Origin of the sequence: Paraburkholderia bryophila, assembly GCF_003269035.1 — a bacterium.
In the GTDB taxonomy this organism is placed as follows: domain Bacteria; phylum Pseudomonadota; class Gammaproteobacteria; order Burkholderiales; family Burkholderiaceae; genus Paraburkholderia; species Paraburkholderia bryophila.
In genome coordinates this window covers 169873-187780 of sequence record NZ_QLTK01000001.1, presented here as the reverse complement: position 1 = coordinate 187780, position 17908 = coordinate 169873, and the positions used below count along the sequence as shown (strand labels likewise).

Genomic DNA, 17908 nt, shown 5'->3' with positions numbered 1-17908 from the left:
TAGCCGTCAATCGGGAACCCCACTAGGACTGGTGACTGTTATCGACATTGCCGATAAGCAGCGCGACAATGCGCCATGCTCAACCCCATCTGGCTCAAGACATTCGCGACGGTCGCCGCCTGCCATAGCTTTACCGAGGCGGGGCGGCGGCTCGACCTGACGCAGTCGAGCGTCAGCGAACACATCCGGCGGCTCGAAGAGAGAGTGGGCCGGCGTCTGTTCGTGCGCGACACGCATTCCATGGCCATGACCGCCGACGGCGAAGCCATGCTCGCGCACGCGAGCGTGATCCTGCAGGCACTCGCGCGGGCCGAATCGCAATTTCGTGCGCCGCGCCTGAAAGGGCGCGTGCGGCTCGGTTCCTCCGACGACGTCGCGCTCGGGCCACTGCCCAACGTGCTGGCGGCGTTTCGCGACGCGCACCCGGATGTCGAACTGGAAATCACCATCGGCATGACAGGCAAGCTTTACGAATTGCTGGAGGCCGGCGCGATCGATCTCCTGGTGGGCAAGCGCCGGCTCGGCGACCGCCGCGGCGTGCCGCTCTTCACGGGCCGCCTCGAATGGCTCGCGCGCCCCGGCACGCTGGTCGATCTGAGTCAGCCGCTGCCGCTGATTCTGGTCGCCGAGCCGAGCGTGACGCGCGCGGTCGTACTCGACGCGCTCGCCGAGGCGGGGTTTAGCTGGCAACTCGTGTGCACGAGCAGCAGTCATTCGGGCTGTATCGCGGCGGCGCGCGGTGGGCTGGGGATTACGGTGCGGCCGCAGTATCTGGCAGCGCGTGGGCTGGCGCCGCCGCTGAACGCCGCGGCGCTGCCGGCGTTACCGTCGGTGGAATTTATCGCGCTGGCGGCCCGGCGGCTGAGCCGGCCGGCGGGCACGTTGATGCAGCTTTTGCACGACAGCGATCTGCGTGGGTCGTGGATCGGGGAGTGAGGCGAGTCCGTTCAACCCGGCAAGGCCGCCGCAAGCCGATCGAACTCCATCGCCCAACTCGCACGCCACGCATTGCGCGTGGCGTCGTCCACCCACGCACCGTCGATGCCGTTCAGCATGAACTGCCGCAATTCAGCGATGCTGAAGCCGAAGTGGCTGAACATCAGCTGCCACGCCTCGCTCGGATTCACCTTGTGCAGCGTGGGGTCGTCGGTATTCGGATGGATTTTCAGACCGAGCCCCGGCATGCGGCGCATGGGATGCTGTTCGGCCCACACGTCCGGCGCGAGCGTGCGCAGATAGTAGGAATTGGTCGGCACGACGGTGAACACGATGCCGCGCTCGGCATAGCGCGCGGCTAGCGCCGGGTTATCGACAATCGTGTAGCCATGATCGATACGGTCGCATTGCAGTAAATCCACGGCGGTCTCGACATTGCGCCACGGCATGCCGAATTCGCCCGCGTGCGCGGTGGTTTTAAAGCCCGCGTTGCGCGCCTCGCGATACGCTTTCCAGAACAGTTCGGGCGGCCGGTCGTTCTCGCGATAATCGATGCCAAGGCCCGCTACTTCGTCCGCCCGGTGCGCGCGCATCCAGTCCACCAGCGCGACGGCTTCGTCCGGATCGGCCTCGCGGTCGATGCTCGGAATCAGCCGCGCGCTGATCCCGAAGTCGCGCGCGGCGTCGCGAATCGCGGTGACGATCGCGGCTTGCGCGTCCGCATACGGAATCTTCGACACGCGTACCGTGCCCGTCGGATTCCAGAAGAACTCGCTATGACGCACCTGATGCGCGGCGGCATCGGCGAGATATTCGTAGGCGATGCGATGCAGGTCGTCGGCTTGCGTGAGCAGGTATTCGTCCAGCGCGCGCAATACGCGCAGCACGCCGACCGGTTTTTCGCCGCGCGTATAGAACGAGTCGATTTCCGCGCGGCTGATCGGCGCCTGGCTTTTCCCGGCCAGCGCGATAAACGTCTCGTGACGTACCGCGCCCAGCAGATGGCAATGCAACTCGACCTTCGGCAGCGCGGCGAAGAACGCGCGATGCGCGTCGGTGAGCGTGATGCCGAGGCGCGATGCGGGCACGTTGCCCAATGTCTCTTTCATGTCGGTATGGTTTTTGGTAGTGCGCAAAACTGAGTGTAGTGCGAATGCAAAGGCTGGAAAACGTACGCGGCGTCAGGTGAGGCGTTAAGGCAGCGTCAAAGCGGTTTCAAGCAGGCTTAGTGCGGTTTGACCACGGTGTAGAAGTAATAGCCCAGCGGCACGGCCAGTACATACAGACCCCACGGCACCTCGCGGAACCGTCCGGCGAGCAGCTTGACGAGCACATAGCAGAGCAGGCCGCCCGCAATGCCGGTGCCGAAACTGTTCGACATCAGCGTGAGCAGGACCATCGAGAGCACCGGCAGCGAGTCGGTGAAGTCGTCGAAATGCGCGTGACGGATCGTGCTGAACATCGACAGGCCGATCAGGATCAGCGCCGGCGCGGTCGCTTCTTTCGGAATCGCCAGCGCGACCGGCACGAACAGCAGCATCAGCGCGAACATCGCGGCCGCGGCGAGCGATGACAAACCGCTGCGGCCACCCGCTTCGACGCCCGCCGCCGATTCCACCAGCGCGGTCAGCGCCGGAATACCGAACACGGGTCCGAGCGTCGCCGCGATCGAGTCGACCAGAAACGGCCGGTTGATATTGGGCAGATTGGCGTTTTCGTCGAGCAGATCGGCCTTGGCGCCGACCGCGAGCGTGGTGCCGAGCGTCGAGAAAAACTCCGCCGCGAAGAACACGAACAGATACGGAATCGACGCCACGCTCAACGCGCTGGCGAGGTCGACCTTGAACGCGATCGGCGCGATGCTGTGCGGCCAGGCGAGGAACGACGCGGGCAGATGCGTGACGCCGAGCGGCACACCCGCGCCGGCCGCGATCAGGATCGCCCACAGAATCGCGCCGGGCACACGGCGGCCTTGCAGCACCACGGCCGCGCCGAGTCCGATCAATGCGACCAGCGTGCCCGGCCGCGAGAAATCGCCGAGCGCGAGCGCATTGGTCTTTGCGTTGGCGATCACCATGCCTGCGTTACGGAAACCGAGTACCGCGATGAACAAACCGATCGACGCGCCGAGCCCGAGCTTGATCTGCGCCGGAATCAATCGCATCACGAGACTGCGTGCGCCGACCACGGTCAGGATCAGGAACAGCACGCCGGACACGCACGCAATGCCGAGACCCGTTTGCCACGCGACATGCTCGCCCGCGAGCGTCACCCCCAGAATCACCGAGCCGCCGATGCCGGGTCCAACCAGAAACGGCAGGTTCGCGTACAGCGCCATCAGCACCGTGCTCAGCACGAATACGAGAATCGTCGCGGTGGTGGCGGCGCCGCGATCCATGCCGCCTGCCGCGAGAAGCGAAGGAATCACCACCAGCAGATAAGCGGCCGCAAGAAACGACGTGATACCGGCGATGGTTTCGATCCGTACGCTGGTCTTGCGCTCGCCGAGCGCGAAGCGCCGTTCGAGCCAACTGCTGCTCGCCGGGGTGGGGACAGGCGGTGCGGCGTGCGGTGCTTCGGGCATTGAAGATTCGTTATTGACCAATTGATTCATCCTTTAATCGTGCCATTTATACTGCTGCGCATTGCGTCGCTGCTTCGCTCACCATGACCGACCGTTCGTCCCTGCTGCCCGCGCTCACGCTGCGGCAAATCCAGTACTTCGTGACGCTCGCGCATGCGCGCAGCTTCACGCAGGCCGCGCAGTCGCTCGCGTTGACGCAGCCGGCGCTGACCGCGGCGATCCGGCAGATCGAATTTCTGCTGGGCGGGCCGCTGTTCGCGCGCTCCGCGCATCGCCTGACGCTCACGCATGCGGGCGCCAGCGTGCTGCCGCTCGCCGAACGCCTGCTCAACCAGGCGCGCGGCACGTTCGACGACATGGCGAGCACCTTCGCCGAACGCGTGCAGACGGTGCGCATCGGGCTGATTCCGTCGGCTGCGGCGCGCCTGCTGCCCGCGCTCGCTTCGTTGCGCGCGCAACAGCCGTCGCTGCGCTTCACGCTGAACGACATGCCGAACACCGCGTTGCTCGACGCGGTGCGCCAGGGCGCGGCCGACTTCGGCGTCGGCGTGCACGAGCCCGACGCGCCCGCCGCCGAACGCGACGGCGACGCCGCGTTGCGCTATCAGGATCTGTTCGAGGATCAGATCGTGGTGGTCGTACGGCGCGACGATCCGCTCGCGCAGAAGAAAAGCCTCGCCTGGGCGAAGCTGGTGGGGCGCGACCTCGCCGCGTTCGTGCGCGGCAGCGTCAGCGAGGCGTTGCAGCGCACCGGCGGCGCGGAAGGCTTGCAGCTCAACGTCGCCTATCGGGTCGAATACACCGAGCCGTTGTACGAACTGGTGCGCAACCGTCTGGCGATTGCCGTGCTGCCGAGTCTCTACACGATGCATCTGCACGACGCCGAGCTGGTCGCGCTGCGTCTCGACAAACCGCGCGTGACCCGCTCGATCGCATTGATCTCGCTCGACGGCGACGATCGCGGCCCGCACGTGCGGGCGTGCCGCGAGTGGATCGTCGCGCATATCTGAGAGCGGGCGTGGGGGCTGCATGAGTCGCCGCGCGTCCGCTCAGGGCAGTGTCGCGAGCCGTGAACGCAGCGCGGCGTAAAAACCGTCCGCGTCCACCTCGGTGATCCACGTCGCGTTCGGCTTGCGTCCGCTGTGGCCGCTCCAGTCCACCACGGTTTCGCCGAACGTCCATTCGCCGACGGTCTCGATCATCACGTTGACCTCGCGCCCCCTGAACAACGACGGCTCGATCAGATAACCGGTCGCGCACGGGTCGTACATCGGCGCGGACTCGACGCCGCGGCGACCCTTCTGATAGGCGACTTCCGCAGCCATGATGTCGGCCGCCAGCGTCGCGCAACGGTTGCCGAGCGCGCGAATCGGCGCGATGCGCGCCGGCGTGATCGGCGCTTTCACTGCCACGTCGCGTGGCAGCACGACGATCGGCACGCCGCTCGCGAACACCACCTGCGCGGCTTGCGGATCGACATAGATATTGAATTCCGCGGCCGGCGTGATATTGCCGCGCTCGAAAAACGCGCCGCCCATCAGCACGATGTCGCGAATGCCGTTGCGGATCTCGGGTGCTTCGATCAACGCGGTGGCCAGATTGGTCAGCGGGCCGAGCGCGCAGAGCGTCACGCTATGCGGCGGCGCCGCGCGCAAGGTCTCGATCAGAAACGCCACCGCGTGTTGCGGCGCGAGCGGCGCCAGCGGTTCGTGCAAGGGCACGCCGTCGAGGCCGGTCTTGCCGTGCACGTTGGCGGCCGTAATCAGTTCGCGCGTGAGCGGGCGCGGGCAGCCCGCATAGACCGGCAGCGAATGCGTGCGCCCGGCCCAGTCGCGGACGATGCGCGCGTTACGTTCGGTCAGATCGAGCGGCACGTTGCCGGCCACCGTGGTGATCGCGCGCACGTCGAGCCGGTCGCCGGCGCCAAGCGCGAAAAGGATCGCGATCGCGTCGTCCTGGCCCGGATCGCAGTCGATGATCACGCTGCGGCGGGCGTTGTCCTGGGTCGTGGCGGTGTTGGACGAAGCGGCGGCATCAGTATTGGCGCCTTGATTCGAAGGCGTCGTTTGCGCTGTCATCGCTGTCGGCTCAACCGCACCCGCCAGCATCGGCCACGCCGATGCCCCTGCGGCCAGCCCCATCGCCGTGCGCAGAAACTTGCGGCGCGGCTGTGCGGGAGCGATCGGATCGATCGGCGCGGCCGGATCAAAGATTGTCGTCATGGTCGTTTCCGGCGTCAGAACACGTGGCGCATGCCGACCGTGGTAATCATCTGCCGGATGCCGGTGGATTGCGCGTAGGCAAAGATCTGCGCGTGCTGCGCGTCGCCCGCCGCCTGCTGCGCGATCACCGTCAGTGCGATGTCCGTGCGTTTCGACAGGAAGTAGTCGGCCTGCAGATTGACCTGATGCCATTTGGGCCTCGTGTTGATCACGTCGTATTTGCCGTCGGTGAAGGCGTACGCCGCGCCGAGAATGAACGCGGGCGTGACGTGATAGTTCAGGTTCAGGTTGTAGTTCTGCAAACGCAGATGCGAACCGTCGAGATAATCGTAGCGGACATCCGTGAACAGCGCGGCGAATTGCGCGGCGCCGACGGTATAGAACCCCCCCGTGCCGAAGATGCGCTGTTTGCTCGCGAACGCGGCCGGATGCAGCGCGCTCTTCGCGAAGATCAGCAGCGACGAAGCGTAGTCGTTCGAGATCGCGCCGTCCTGATTGGTGGCGCTATACGGGTTGTTGTACTGCGCGTAGACCACGCTCCATTTCAGCGGGCCGTTCTCGTAACCGGCGCCGAAGCTGTAGGCGTTGTTGTTGGCGAAGCCGGTAGCGTTGCTGAAGCCGTATTCGGCGGTGGCCTTCAGGCCGCGATAGTCGGGCGTCACGTATTTCACCGCGTTCTGCACGCGGATGTCGTTATAGCCGTTGTCGTTATCGCCGATGTTCACGCCGTTGCTCGCGATGATCACCGGTCCGACATAGTCGTGCACCGTATCGTACTGACGGCCGAAGGTCAGCGTGCCGTAGTGCTTGCTGGCGAGTCCCACGAACGCCTGACGGCCGAATTCGCGGCCGTTTTGCGACGCGCTGCCGGTCATCACGTTGAAGCCGTTTTCCAGCTGGAAAATCGCGCTCGTGCCGCCGCCCAGATCTTCGACGCCCTTGAGGCCCCAGCGTGGATTCTGGTTGGTGCCCGAGAGCGCCTGCCACGCGTTCTTGCCGCCCTGGTTCGTCGCATAGCCGACGCCCGCCGAAATCAGGCCATACAGCGTGACGCTGCTTTGCGCATGCGCGGCGCTGGCGAGCGCGCCGGCGATCGCGAGAGGGGCGAACTTGAGTAGTTTCATCGTGGTCCAGTAGCGGAAAGAGAGAGCGCCGAGCGTGCGGCGCATTCGAACTGGACTCGACTATACGAAGCCGGCTGCTATAAAAATAATGTTGTTTTCTTATGGTTCCATAAATTAAATCTATTCAAAGTGTCGAGAGAGGCGCCGGTTTCCCGTTCACCGGTGCGTCAAGGCGGCGCTGTACTCCGGAAAATTCTGGAGCGGACCGAGGCCGCTCTGGCCAAGAAGGCCGCACACGACTTTGATACCGGTGCGCACGTCGTCGGACATCGGGCTTTTGGGACCGAACTCGTCGGCCAGAACACCGCCGAAGGGAACCGGGGCCAGCAACAGCCGGCAAACCACTTCTTCGAGTTCCTGCTGCCAATCGGGTTCGGGAGGCATGCGCGCCGCAATGTAGTTCTCTTTGATGGGCCCGCGTTGCAAAGCGGCGTGGTAGAGCTCATGGGCACTGGCGTGGTCGCGGCGCAGAAGCTGATATCGATCGAGTAGCGACTGACCAGAACGTACCGTGGGTAGTGTGTTTTCGTCGACGTCGAGATAATTTTTCGGCACCTCCGGAACCGGAAAGGCGCGCCGGAAAGGATTGCTTGAAATGCTTTGCCGCGCCCACGTCGTCCTGTTCTGGACGTCCGCCTCCCACTGCGCGAGGACTGCGAACCTCGCCGGATCCTTCTGCTGCATTTCCTTGAAGGCCCGCGCATTTTCCGGCGACGTGAACACCTTGTTTGCGAAGTATTCGAGCCGGCTGAACGCCATTTCCCGGTCGTAGGGGTCGCCGAACTGAAGCGCTCCGGCATCGGTCAGCGCGTGTTCAACCGTTGCGCACGCCTGCTGCCAACGCTGCCGGGTTTCGTCGAGCGCGTGGTCGGCTAGCGCGCCGATCCGCATCTGCATGTCGTGTTTGATGCGAACGGCTCTGGCGAACGCGGCTTCGCGCAACTGCGGCGTCTGCGCCCGTTCGAAACGGTGGCGGCAGCGTTCGAGCAGCGCGTTCGCGCGTTTTCCCTCTTTGCCCAGATTCGCGGCGCCGTAGGGCGGGTTGAATTCGCTGCGCACGCGTTTGGCGGGGTCTTCGTGCGTCTGGCGGTAAACGTGATCGATCGTCTTTGCAAACGCCTGAAAATGTCGCGCGATCTGGTCCCGGGCGGCGCTGGTGCCCGCGCACTCGTATCGAGCGACGAAGGCAGCTTGCGCGCCACGGTAGTAGTCCTGCTCCCGCGCGGGCAGCGCCGTTATCTTCGCGCCCAGCGCCGGTTGCGCGGCTTCGAAGCTGGCGGCGCCATGAGGGGCGCCCCGCATCGTTTCAATTTGCAAGGCGGCGAACTTACCGGCGTTGCCAGAATCGCTCGGGACTGTCCGGCCGCGAGCGCTACCCTCGTAACGCGCGAGCAGGTGAGCGTACTCGATGCCGCGCGGCGCGGTTTTGCCTGTCGACGGTGGCGCGCCGGCCGCCGTGGGCGCAAAGCGCTCCTGCGTGCCGATGCGGTGATGCGTTTTCGAATTGACGGCGGTGTGCCGCGTGACGGAGTTCGCGGCGCCGTGAAGGTCGGCATGGCGTTGGAAACTGCCTAGCGCATGGGCCGTCGCCCGGTGAGGAATAGCGGATTGCGACGGCAAGCCGCCTGCCTTGTGCCGGCCGCCAGCCGTAGGCAGGAGCGATCGCAGCGTGTCGAGGGGCGATTGCCGCGTCTGGCGCGGAGGTGCTTCGCCGTCGGCCGTCGGACGGGTTGGCGCGGTGGGCGTATCGAGCGGCGCGAAAAGCCCCGGAGAGCTGCTGCGAGTGGATGCGACAACTGACATGCGAAGCCTCTGATAGAAAAAGAAAACGCGCCGCCGCGACGCAGGGCGTCTGCGCGGGCCAACGCAACCGTATGTCGGCAGGTGTTCTCTGCCGCCTGTCGTGGGCATCCACCTCGTCCGGGCGTCTCGTCGCAGTGGCCCCACGTTCGGCAGATTTTATTTTTTATCTTCGATGGGGAGTCGTTATACTTTCCGTATATGGACCAATGATCCATATACGGAACAATCATACTGCGTTGAACACCAGACGCATGCCGACGCGCCGACCAAAGAGACCAGAGCGCCAACCCGCCAGAGCGACGAGAACCCCATGACCAGGAACCTGACCATCCATCTGCGGATCGCGATCACCATCGCGTTTCTGGGCGCACTGCTGATCGCGTCCGGCGCGCTCGGCATTCTGGGCATGAACGAAAGCAACCAGGCGCAGCGCGACGCGTACACGGTGCATTTCGCGTCGGTGGTGGCGCTCGGCAAATCGGGCACGGCGATGTCGCGGGCGCGTTTCGGGCTCGATTGGGCGATGAGCAATCCGCACTCGCCGCAACTGAACCCACAACTCGAACGCGCCCGCATGCTGCTCGGCGAGTCGGACAAGTGGTGGAACACGTTTCGCGAGCTGCCTAAAACGCCTGAATTGCAGCGTCTCACCGACGACCTCGACGCCAAACGCACCGCCGTGCGGCGCGACGGCATCGACCAGTTGATCGCGGCGATTCGCGGTGGCGACGCGAGCTGGATGGACGAAAGCCGCGCGGCGCATCTGATCGGCCTCTACACCGCAATGAACATGAGCCAGGGCGCGCTGGAGGACTATCTGAACCAGCAGGCGAGCGACGCGAGCGAGCGCTCGGCGGCACTGTTTCATACGCTGCTGACGGCGTGCCTCGGCAGCATTCTGGTGGGCTTGACGGTGGCGTTCATCAGTTGGCGCACCTTGCGGCGCGCGATCATGGCGCCGTTGCACGACGCGCTGCGCCAGTTCGACGCGATCGCCGCCGGCGAGCTGACCACGCGCGTCGCGATCCGTTCGAACGACGAAATGGCGACGCTGCTGCGCGGCATCGCGTCGATGCAGGACAAGCTCGGCGCGACCGTCACCACGGTGCGGGCCGGTTCACATTCGATTGCGTCGTCCACCCAGCAGATCGCCGCCGGCAATCTCGATCTGTCGCAGCGCACCGAGGAACAGGCCGCTTCGCTCGAACAGACGGCGGCGGCCATGGAGCAGTTGACGTCGACGGTGCAGTTGAATGCGCAGAACGCGCATCACGCGAGCGAACTGGCTTCGCGCGCGTCGGTCATGGCCGCGCGCGGACGCGATTCGGTGGGCAGCATGGTCGAGACGATGCGGGTGATTCACGCGGGGTCGTCGAAGATGACCGGCATCATTACCGCGATCGAAGGGATCGCATTCCAGACCAATATTCTCGCGCTGAATGCGGCCGTCGAAGCGGCACGCGCCGGTGAGGAAGGGCGCGGCTTCGCGGTGGTGGCCGGCGAAGTGCGCAGCCTCGCGCAGCGCTCCGCGGCGGCGGCGAAGGAGATCGGCGCGCTGATCGCCGAATCGACCGCGCGGGTAGAGAGCGGCGCCGGTCTCGTCAACGAAGCGGGCGCGACGATGCAGGAGATCGAAACGGAGATTGGCCGGGTGGCGAAGATCGTCGGCGAGATCGCGGCGGCCTCGAAAGAGCAGAGCGACGGGATCCAGCAGGTGAGCCTCGCCGTCACGCAGATGGACGAGGTCACGCAACACAACGCCGCGCTCGTCGAGGAGAGTGCGGCAACCGCGAATTCGCTCGCGGATCAGGCGCGGCAATTGAGCGAATTGACCGCGGCGTTCAAGGTGGCGAGCGACCGAACGGCGCGTAGCGCGGGCCCGGTGCAAGTAGAGCAAACGGCGTAGAGCAGGTTGCCGGCCTGACCATTCGCGCCGGCCTGCGCCTCCCTCTACGCCTCCCTTGATTCGTTACGCCGTCATGCTCAAGCCGGCATCTTGCGGAACGCAATCGCAAAGCGGTTCCATGCATTGATCGCGGACACCAGCAGCGTCAGATCGACCAGTTCTTCGTCGCTGAAGTGCGGACGCACGGCTTGCCACACGGCGTCGGGCACATGCTCGTGCGACACCAGCGTCAGCGCCTCGGTCCATTCGAGCGCGGCGCGTTCGCGATCGGTGAAGAACGGCGTTTCGCGCCACACCACCACGGTCGCGAGACGGCGTTCGGTTTCGCCGCCCTTGCGGGCGTCGGTCACGTGCATGTCCACGCAATACGCGCAGCCGTTGATCTGCGACGCGCGCAGCCGCACCAGTTCGGCCAGCGGTTTTTCGAGTGCGGACTTGCCGATGCGTTCCTCGACGCCGAGCAGGGCTTTGACGGCAGCGGGATTGGCTTTGTAGAAGTCGAGGCGTTGTTCCATGATTCACTCCTGAGTCGGGTTGGGCGCATGCGGCGATGCGATGAGTGAAGATTAGGCGTTTGATTGGCTTTATAAAATGGCCGATTCTGGCTATTTTCAGGTAACCACTTTGATGGCCTTCGTATCGACCGCCGCACGCTCCGATAACACAGGTCGAGGCCGGCCGGCGTGCCGCGTCGAGCGTCCTTACCGCGCGTAATGGCATCGTTGCCGCGCTTCGGGCGATTCGGTATGGTGGGCCATCGCCTTCCATAGAGAGACCGCATGACTTCCGCCGCAGACTCATCCACGCCGCCGATCCGCGCCGACGTCCTGATTGTCGGCGCCGGTCCCGTGGGGCTTTTTGCCGCTTTCGAAGCGGGTGTGCTCGGCCTCACCTGCCAGATTGTCGACGGGCTCGACAAGGTGGGCGGTCAATGCATCGAGCTGTATCCGGACAAGCCGATCTACGATATCCCCGCGATTCCGTCGTGCACCGCGCGCGAACTGGTGGAGCGCCTGACGGCGCAATGCAGGCCGTTCAATGCGCCGATTCATCTGGAACAGCGCGTCGAGTCGGTCGAGCAGCGCGAGGATGGACGCTGGACCGTGCGCACCGAACGCGGCCTCGCGTTCGACGTCGCCGCGATTCTGCTGGCCGCGGGCAACGGCGCTTTCGTGCCGCAGAAGCTCGCGCTCGCCGAAGCCGTGCCGCTGGAATCGCGCCATGTGCACTACAGCGTGCCGCGTCTTGCCGATTTCGCGGACAAAACCGTGGTCGTGGCCGGCGGCGGCGATTCGGCGCTCGACTGGGTGCTGGCGCTGCGCAAGGTCGCGCGGCGCGTCACGCTGGTCCATCGGCGCAACGGTTTCAGCGCGGCCGATTCGAGCGTCGAGCTGATGCGGCGTGCGGTCGAGGCGGGCGAGATGGATTTCGTGATCGGCACGATCGCCGGTCTCGGCGTCGAAAACGACGCGTTGAAGTCGATCACGTTGCGCGGCCTCGAGGGCGAGACGCAACTCGAGGCGGAACACCTGGTGGCGCTCTACGGTCTCGTCGCCGATCTCGGACCGATCGCGCAATGGGGACTGTCGATTCACGGCGGCCGCATCGACGTGGATACGTCGAACTACGAAAGCTCGCGGCCGGGTATTTTCGCGGCCGGCGACATCGCCAACTATCCGAACAAGCAGAAGCTGATTCTGTCCGGTTTCCACGAGGCATCGCTGGCGCTGCGCAAGGCGTATTCGTATGCGTACCCGGAAAAAAAGCGCATGCACGTGCATTCGAGCTACGACGCGAAGCTCGCGGAAAAACTCGGCGCGGCGAGCTGAACGCCAGGATGGCGCCGTGCCGTTCGAGGGAGGGCAGGGCGTGGTCGGATTGAAAAAGCCGGTAGGAACGATACGTTCCGACCGGCTCTTTTTTACCTGTGGGTCTCGGTATGGACGACCCTTCAGCCCGTTTTATTTCCCTGCGGGTTGGCTGGCACCGGCGGCCGCGCTGGCTGCCTTGTCCTTTTTCTTCGCTTCGTGATGGCCGATCGCGCAGCCGGCCGCCGCCCCGGCTACGCCATGGTCGCCGGCCACATGGCCGGCCACGCCGCCCACGACGGCGCCCTTGGTGCAGCCTTCAGCATGCACGGCGGTGTTCGCGAGCGCCATGACAGCGGTGAGGGCAACGGTGGTGAAGGCTCGTTTCAATGGATGCTCCTGGTTTTCAATGTGAGTGTGCGGACGGGATCAGCAATTGCGGGGCCTGACGCACGCCTGCGTGCGCGCGGTCGTGTCGCGCCCGCCTCGGGCGAAACATGAGCCTGGCGGCAAGCGCCTGCCGGTGTATGCTTTTGGACGCTGATTCACTTCCACTCCTTGCCGAAATGAACCCTCCCGAAGTCTTCCCCGCCGACGATAACGATGAACCCTCAGCGGCCGCGCCTGCGTCCCTGTCTTCTGCTCCGAAGCGCGTGGCCGCGAGCGTCGATTACGGCATGCTGGTGCAGGCGATCGAAGACTATGCGATCTTCCTGCTGGATGCGACCGGCCACATCGTCAGCTGGAGCGCCGGCGCGCAGAAGCTGAAGGGGTACACGGAAGCGGAGATCATCGGCGAGCACTTTTCGCGTTTCTACACCGCCGAAGCGGTGGCGCGCGGCTGGCCTACGTACGAATTACAGCAGGCGTCGCTGACCGGCCGTTTCGAGGACGAAGGCTGGCGCGTGCGCAAGGACGGCACGACGTTCTGGTCGAACGTCGTGATCACGGCGATCCGCGACCCGAACGGCAAGGTCACGGGTTTCGCCAAGATCACACGCGACCTGAGCGCGCAACGCGCCTATCTGGAAGCGTTGCGGCAAAGCGAGGAGCGTTTCCGGCTGCTGGTGGATAGCGTGAAGGACTACGCGATCTTCATGCTCGATCCGGACGGCAACGTGGTCAGCTGGAATGCCGGCGCGGCGCGTATCAAGGGCTATTCGCGCGACGACATCGTCGGCCGGCATTTCTCGACCTTCTATCCGCCCGAAGATGTCGCGGCGGGCAAGCCGGCGCGCGAACTGGCGATCGCCCGTCAGATCGGTCATGTCGAGGACGAAGGCTGGCGCGTGCGCAAGGACGGCACGACCTTCTGGGCCAACGTCAACATTACCGCTGTGTACGACGAAACGAAGCACCTGCGCGGCTTCGCCAAGGTCACGCGCGATCTGACCGAGCGGCGTCAACGCGAAGAGCTGGAGCGCTCCGGCGACCGCATGCGCACGTTTCTCGCGACCCTCGCGCATGAGTTGCGCAATCCGCTCGCGCCGGTGCGCAACGCGCTCGGCGTGATGCAGCTCGAGACCGGTCTGAGTCCCACGCTGACGCGCTCGCGCGACATGATCGACCGCCAGGTCACGCATCTGACGCGGCTGGTCGACGATCTGCTCGACGTCGGCCGGATCATGTCGGACAAAGTCGAGTTGCGCTTGACCGATGTCGATCTGGCCGAAGTCGTGGCGCGCGGTATCGAAGCCGCGCGGCCGTTTACGGACGCGCACGAGCAGCGGGTCGTCGTGCATCTGCCGCAAGATCCGGTGGTGGTGCGCGGCGACATGACGCGTCTCGTGCAGGTGTTGCAGAACCTGCTGCACAACGCGTCGAAATTCTCGCCGGTGGGTGGCCATGTCGACGTGCAGGGGCGTATCGAGCATCGCATGGCGGTGCTCGAAGTGCGCGACGAGGGGTGCGGCATTCCGGTGCGTTCGCTCGACCGGATTTTCGAGCTGTTCGTCCAGGAAAAGGACAGTCAGACCGTTGGCGCAGGCGGGCTCGGGATCGGCTTGACGCTGTGCAAATCGCTGGTCGAGATGCATGGCGGCAGCATTCTCGCCAGCAGCGAAGGCGTGGGATGCGGCAGCTGCTTTACCGTGAGTCTGCCGCTGGCCGTCGCGCCGTCCACGGCGGCGGACTGGGGGCCGACCGAGGCGAACAGCGAGGTCGCGCCGCTGCGTATTCTGCTGGTCGACGACAATCGGGATTCGGCCGACAGTCTCGCCATGCTGCTCGAACTCAAGGGCCATACGGTGCGGATCGCCTACGAAGGGCAGCAGGCGCTCGACGTCGCGCCGCGTTTCGCGCCGCATCTCGCGGTGATCGATCTGGCGATGCCGAAGATGGACGGCTTCGCGACGATCGCCGGGCTGCATGCCATGCCCGAGCTCGGCAACACGATCTACGCCGCCATGACCGGCTTCGGTCATGCGAGCGATCGCGAACGCACCCGCGAAGCCGGCTTCGACGCGCATCTGGTGAAGCCGGTGGAACTGGCGCTGTTCGACGATCTGCTGGCGCTGGTCGAGGCGCGGCGCGATGGGGTTCGGTCGTAGTGGTGGGGGATTCGCCCGTAGCCAATCGTCGTCACTCATCGCGGCGCGTGGCTCGCCGACAACGCGTTGCGGCTCTCTCGTAACGGATCATCTGCGGGCACGCGCTGCCCGGACAATCCCCTCAATGAAAACCCTGTCCACGCGGATCTCGCGCGTGCGGCACGTCGCTTGCTGACTGTCCGTATGCGCGGCGGCGTCTGACTTTCCGCCGACGCCCGATCGACAGTTTCAGGGAGGCACGGATGCTCGATACGCGTGATCGTATAGCCGGCGTAAGCGCGCGGCCACCGCAAAGGTCTGGCATAGCTCACCGCTCGCGTGAGCCAGCGCGCGCGCAGCCGATGGCGGCGCCTTGGGTGGCGTTGGAAGACTTTCTGCGCAACACGAGGTTCGATCCGCATGATCCCGCTTCGTTAGGCGATGTTTTGCGCGCGCTGGTCGAATATGGCTGCGATCGCGCGCCGTTTGTTCCGCTGCCGGGCCATGGCCAGACGCTGGCGCGGTGGCGCGCGCTGGCTGCGGTGGCTGCTTGCGATCTCGGGCTGGTCAAACTGTTCGAAGGCCATACGGATGCGTTGGCGATTCTTGCCGAGCTCGGCGGTCCCGTTACGACGTCGGGGAGTCGCTGGGCGGTGTGGGCGGCGGAGCCGCCGGATGCTCGGGTCGTGGCGGCGAGAGCGGGGAGCGACGGACAAGCGGGACAAGCGGGACAAGCGGGACAAGCGGGACAAGCGGGACAAGCGGGCTCGCTAGCGCATGCCGCGCAAGGCACGCGGGTCCATCTTACCGGCACGAAGGCCTGGTGTTCGGGCGCGGCTGTTGTCAGCCACGCGCTCGTGACCGCGTGGCTCGATGACGAACCCGTACTCGTCGCGGTCGTCATGGACCATCCGACGATCGCGATCGATTCGTCGAAGTGGCAAGCCGTCGGCATGCAGGCTACGGCGAGTGCCGACGTCCGCTTCGCGCAGACGCCCGCGACGCTGATCGGTACGGCGCACGCCTATGTGCGTCGGCCGGGTTTCTGGCAGGGCGGCGCAGGCATCGCCGCGTGCTGGTACGGCGCCGCCGCGCGGATCGGTGAGCGGGTGCGCGCGACGTCCTCGCCTCAGGCGGACCCGCATCGATTGGCGCATCTGGGCGCGATCGACGTTGCGTTGGCATCGGCAGCGGCCGTGCTGCGCGAGGCCGCCGCGTCGGTCGATGCAAACCCGCGCGCCGACGCGCAACGCGTGGCATTGCGCGCACGCCTCGTCGTGGAGGAAGCGGCGAACGTCGTCATGCTTCACGCGACCCGTGCGCTCGGCGCGGGTCCGTTGTGTCGTGACGCGCGTTTTGCGCGCGCGCTGGCGGATCTGCCGGTGTTTCTGCGGCAAAGCCATGCCGAGCGCGATCTTGCCGCGCTCGGCGCACTGATGACGGTTGCGCATGGCAACGCTGGAACCGATGCGCGCGCGGGTTTTTCTTCCGGCGGCAACGGCAACGCAAGTGCAAGCGGCAACGCCAACCCGAGCACCGACGGAAACGCCGACCGGAACGCCAACGCCAACGACGCCAACTCGCGCACCAACCTCAACGTCAACCTCGAACCTCACGATCCCGGAACCGCGCCATGGACGCTCTAACGCCCCGCACCGAGGACCGGATCGCCGCCGCCGACGCCCACGACAACACTCACGACGACACCAACCTCAACCCCGAAACCCCATCCCCAGCCTCTTCACCCGCCACCTATTTCGACGCCCTCTACCGCCACAGCGACGACCCCTGGCACCTGCGCGAAGGCTGGTACGAAAGCCGCAAACGCTCGCTCACGCTCGCACTGTTGCCACGTCCGCGCTACCGCAATGCATTCGAACCCGGCTGCGCGAACGGCGAACTGACCTTCGAACTGGCCAAACGTTGCGACGCGCTGCTCGCCGCGGACCTCCATGAACGCGCCGTGCAACTGGCCGGCGAGCGCATGGCCGCCGCATCGCAAGTGCGGGTCGAACGACGTACCGTGCCACGCGACTGGCCCACCGAGGCCGGCCCATTCGATCTGATCGTGATCAGCGAATTCGCCTATTACCTGAACGCGGCCGAACTCGCCGCGCTCGCCGACTGCATCGCCTCCTCGCTCACGCCGGACGGCACGCTGCTCGCCTGTCACTGGCGCCGGCCCTTCGCCGAGGCGCTCGAATCCGCCGACACCGCGCATGCCTTGTTCGATGCGCGTTGCGGCCTGGCGCGTCTCGCGCATCACGACGAAGCCGATCTGCTGATCGACGTCTGGTCGCGCGACGCACGTTCGGTAGCGCAACGCGAGGGGCTCCTATGATCGGTGTGATCGTTCCGGCGCATAACGAAGAGGCGTTGCTGGCGCCTTGCCTCGCGGCGCTGCTCGGCGCGTCGCGACATGAGGAGCTGGCGCGCGAAACGGTGCGCATCGTAGTCGTGCTCGATGCCTGCGACGACTTCAGCGGTGCCATCGCGCGCGCCTACGGTGTCGAGACCTTGACCCTCAAGGCGCGCAACGTCGGCATTGCCCGCGCGACCGGCGCGGATTATCTGCTCGCCGACGGCGCCCGCTGGCTCGCTTTCACCGACGCCGACAGCCGCGTGTCGCCGGGCTGGCTGGTCGCGCAACTGTCGCTGGACGCGGATGCCGTGTGCGGCTCGATCGCCGTCGACGACTGGGCCACGCATCCGCTCAGCGTGCGCGAGTATTTTCGCAAGACCTATGTGGACGCCGATGGCCATCGGCATATTCACGGCGCGAACCTGGGGGTGTCCGCCGACGCGTACCGGCGCGCGGGCGGCTTTCCGCCGTTGACCTGCAGCGAAGACGTCGCGCTGGTCGACCGGCTGATCGCGACCGGCGCGCGCATTGCGTGGAGCGCCGCGCCGCGCGTGATCACCAGCGCGCGCGCGATAGCCCGCGCTCGCGGCGGCTTCGGCGATACGCTCGCGGCGTGGGCGGCGGGATGAAATTGA

The 17908-nt window shown here is 65.6% G+C and carries 15 protein-coding genes; 8 read left to right on the top strand and 7 right to left on the bottom strand.

Annotated features, from left to right (window positions below):
- Window positions 1–75 precede the first annotated feature (75 nt).
- The gene (locus BX591_RS00870) at window positions 76–936 is read left to right on the top strand and encodes a LysR family transcriptional regulator (protein ID WP_111928872.1); all 861 of its coding nucleotides are present in this window, start codon (window positions 76–78) and stop codon (window positions 934–936) included.
- Window positions 937–947: 11 nt separating this feature from the next.
- Here the strand turns inward: BX591_RS00870 and add are convergent, their stop codons facing one another.
- Together add and BX591_RS00860 are read right to left on the bottom strand one after the other, a co-directional pair.
- Window positions 948–2045: an adenosine deaminase gene (gene add / locus BX591_RS00865; RefSeq protein ID WP_111928871.1), complete on the bottom strand. Its 1098-nt coding sequence runs from the start codon at window positions 2043–2045 to the stop codon at window positions 948–950.
- A 116-nt stretch (window positions 2046–2161) separates the two neighbouring features.
- A complete protein-coding gene (locus BX591_RS00860; protein ID WP_111928870.1) occupies window positions 2162–3520 on the bottom strand; it encodes an NCS2 family permease in 1359 nt (452 codons plus the stop codon).
- Between the two features lie 83 nt (window positions 3521–3603).
- On the opposite strand from BX591_RS00860, the gene BX591_RS00855 reads away from it, so the two are divergent.
- On the top strand, window positions 3604–4530 hold the full coding sequence (locus BX591_RS00855; protein ID WP_111928869.1) for a LysR family transcriptional regulator: 927 nt from the start codon (window positions 3604–3606) through the stop codon (window positions 4528–4530).
- A gap of 39 nt (window positions 4531–4569) precedes the next feature.
- On the opposite strand, the gene BX591_RS00850 is transcribed toward BX591_RS00855, so the two are convergent.
- The 3 genes from BX591_RS00850 to BX591_RS00840 form a co-directional block, all read right to left on the bottom strand.
- Window positions 4570–5742, bottom strand: coding sequence for a nucleoside hydrolase (locus tag BX591_RS00850; protein ID WP_244146909.1), 1173 nt, complete (start codon window positions 5740–5742; stop codon window positions 4570–4572).
- Between the two features lie 14 nt (window positions 5743–5756).
- A complete protein-coding gene (locus BX591_RS00845; RefSeq protein WP_111929334.1) occupies window positions 5757–6866 on the bottom strand; it encodes a porin in 1110 nt (369 codons plus the stop codon).
- A 156-nt stretch (window positions 6867–7022) separates the two neighbouring features.
- Window positions 7023–8669 (bottom strand): hypothetical protein, encoded by a 1647-nt coding sequence (locus BX591_RS00840; protein ID WP_146749710.1) that lies wholly within the window; start codon window positions 8667–8669, stop codon window positions 7023–7025.
- A gap of 310 nt (window positions 8670–8979) precedes the next feature.
- On the opposite strand from BX591_RS00840, the gene BX591_RS00835 reads away from it, so the two are divergent.
- Window positions 8980–10575, top strand: coding sequence for a methyl-accepting chemotaxis protein (locus BX591_RS00835; RefSeq protein ID WP_111928867.1), 1596 nt, complete (start codon window positions 8980–8982; stop codon window positions 10573–10575).
- A 77-nt stretch (window positions 10576–10652) separates the two neighbouring features.
- Here the strand turns inward: BX591_RS00835 and BX591_RS00830 are convergent, their stop codons facing one another.
- Window positions 10653–11090: a carboxymuconolactone decarboxylase family protein gene (locus BX591_RS00830; protein ID WP_111928866.1), complete on the bottom strand. Its 438-nt coding sequence runs from the start codon at window positions 11088–11090 to the stop codon at window positions 10653–10655.
- 264 nt (window positions 11091–11354) lie between these two features.
- Between BX591_RS00830 and BX591_RS00825 the strand changes: the two genes are divergently transcribed.
- Entirely contained in the window at window positions 11355–12404 is a 1050-nt protein-coding gene (locus BX591_RS00825; RefSeq protein ID WP_111928865.1) for an NAD(P)/FAD-dependent oxidoreductase, read from the top strand.
- 132 nt (window positions 12405–12536) lie between these two features.
- On the opposite strand, the gene BX591_RS00820 is transcribed toward BX591_RS00825, so the two are convergent.
- Window positions 12537–12734 carry a hypothetical protein gene (locus BX591_RS00820; protein ID WP_111928864.1) on the bottom strand — a complete coding sequence of 66 codons (198 nt, stop codon included), beginning with the start codon at window positions 12732–12734 and terminating at the stop codon, window positions 12537–12539.
- A gap of 215 nt (window positions 12735–12949) precedes the next feature.
- Between BX591_RS00820 and BX591_RS00815 the strand changes: the two genes are divergently transcribed.
- The 4 genes from BX591_RS00815 (at window position 12950) to BX591_RS00800 (ending at window position 17902) form a co-directional block, all read left to right on the top strand.
- The gene (locus tag BX591_RS00815) at window positions 12950–14932 is read left to right on the top strand and encodes a PAS domain-containing hybrid sensor histidine kinase/response regulator (protein WP_111928863.1); all 1983 of its coding nucleotides are present in this window, start codon (window positions 12950–12952) and stop codon (window positions 14930–14932) included.
- 242 nt (window positions 14933–15174) lie between these two features.
- The gene (locus BX591_RS00810; protein ID WP_420849315.1) at window positions 15175–16557 is read left to right on the top strand and encodes an acyl-CoA dehydrogenase; all 1383 of its coding nucleotides are present in this window, start codon (window positions 15175–15177) and stop codon (window positions 16555–16557) included.
- Window positions 16545–17252 (top strand): SAM-dependent methyltransferase, encoded by a 708-nt coding sequence (locus BX591_RS00805; RefSeq protein WP_111928862.1) that lies wholly within the window; start codon window positions 16545–16547, stop codon window positions 17250–17252. Before BX591_RS00810 ends, BX591_RS00805 begins: the two co-directional genes overlap by 13 nt.
- A complete protein-coding gene (locus tag BX591_RS00800; protein WP_111928861.1) occupies window positions 17249–17902 on the top strand; it encodes a glycosyltransferase family 2 protein in 654 nt (217 codons plus the stop codon). The genes BX591_RS00805 and BX591_RS00800 overlap by 4 nt, the downstream gene beginning before the upstream one ends.
- Window positions 17903–17908 lie beyond the last annotated feature (6 nt).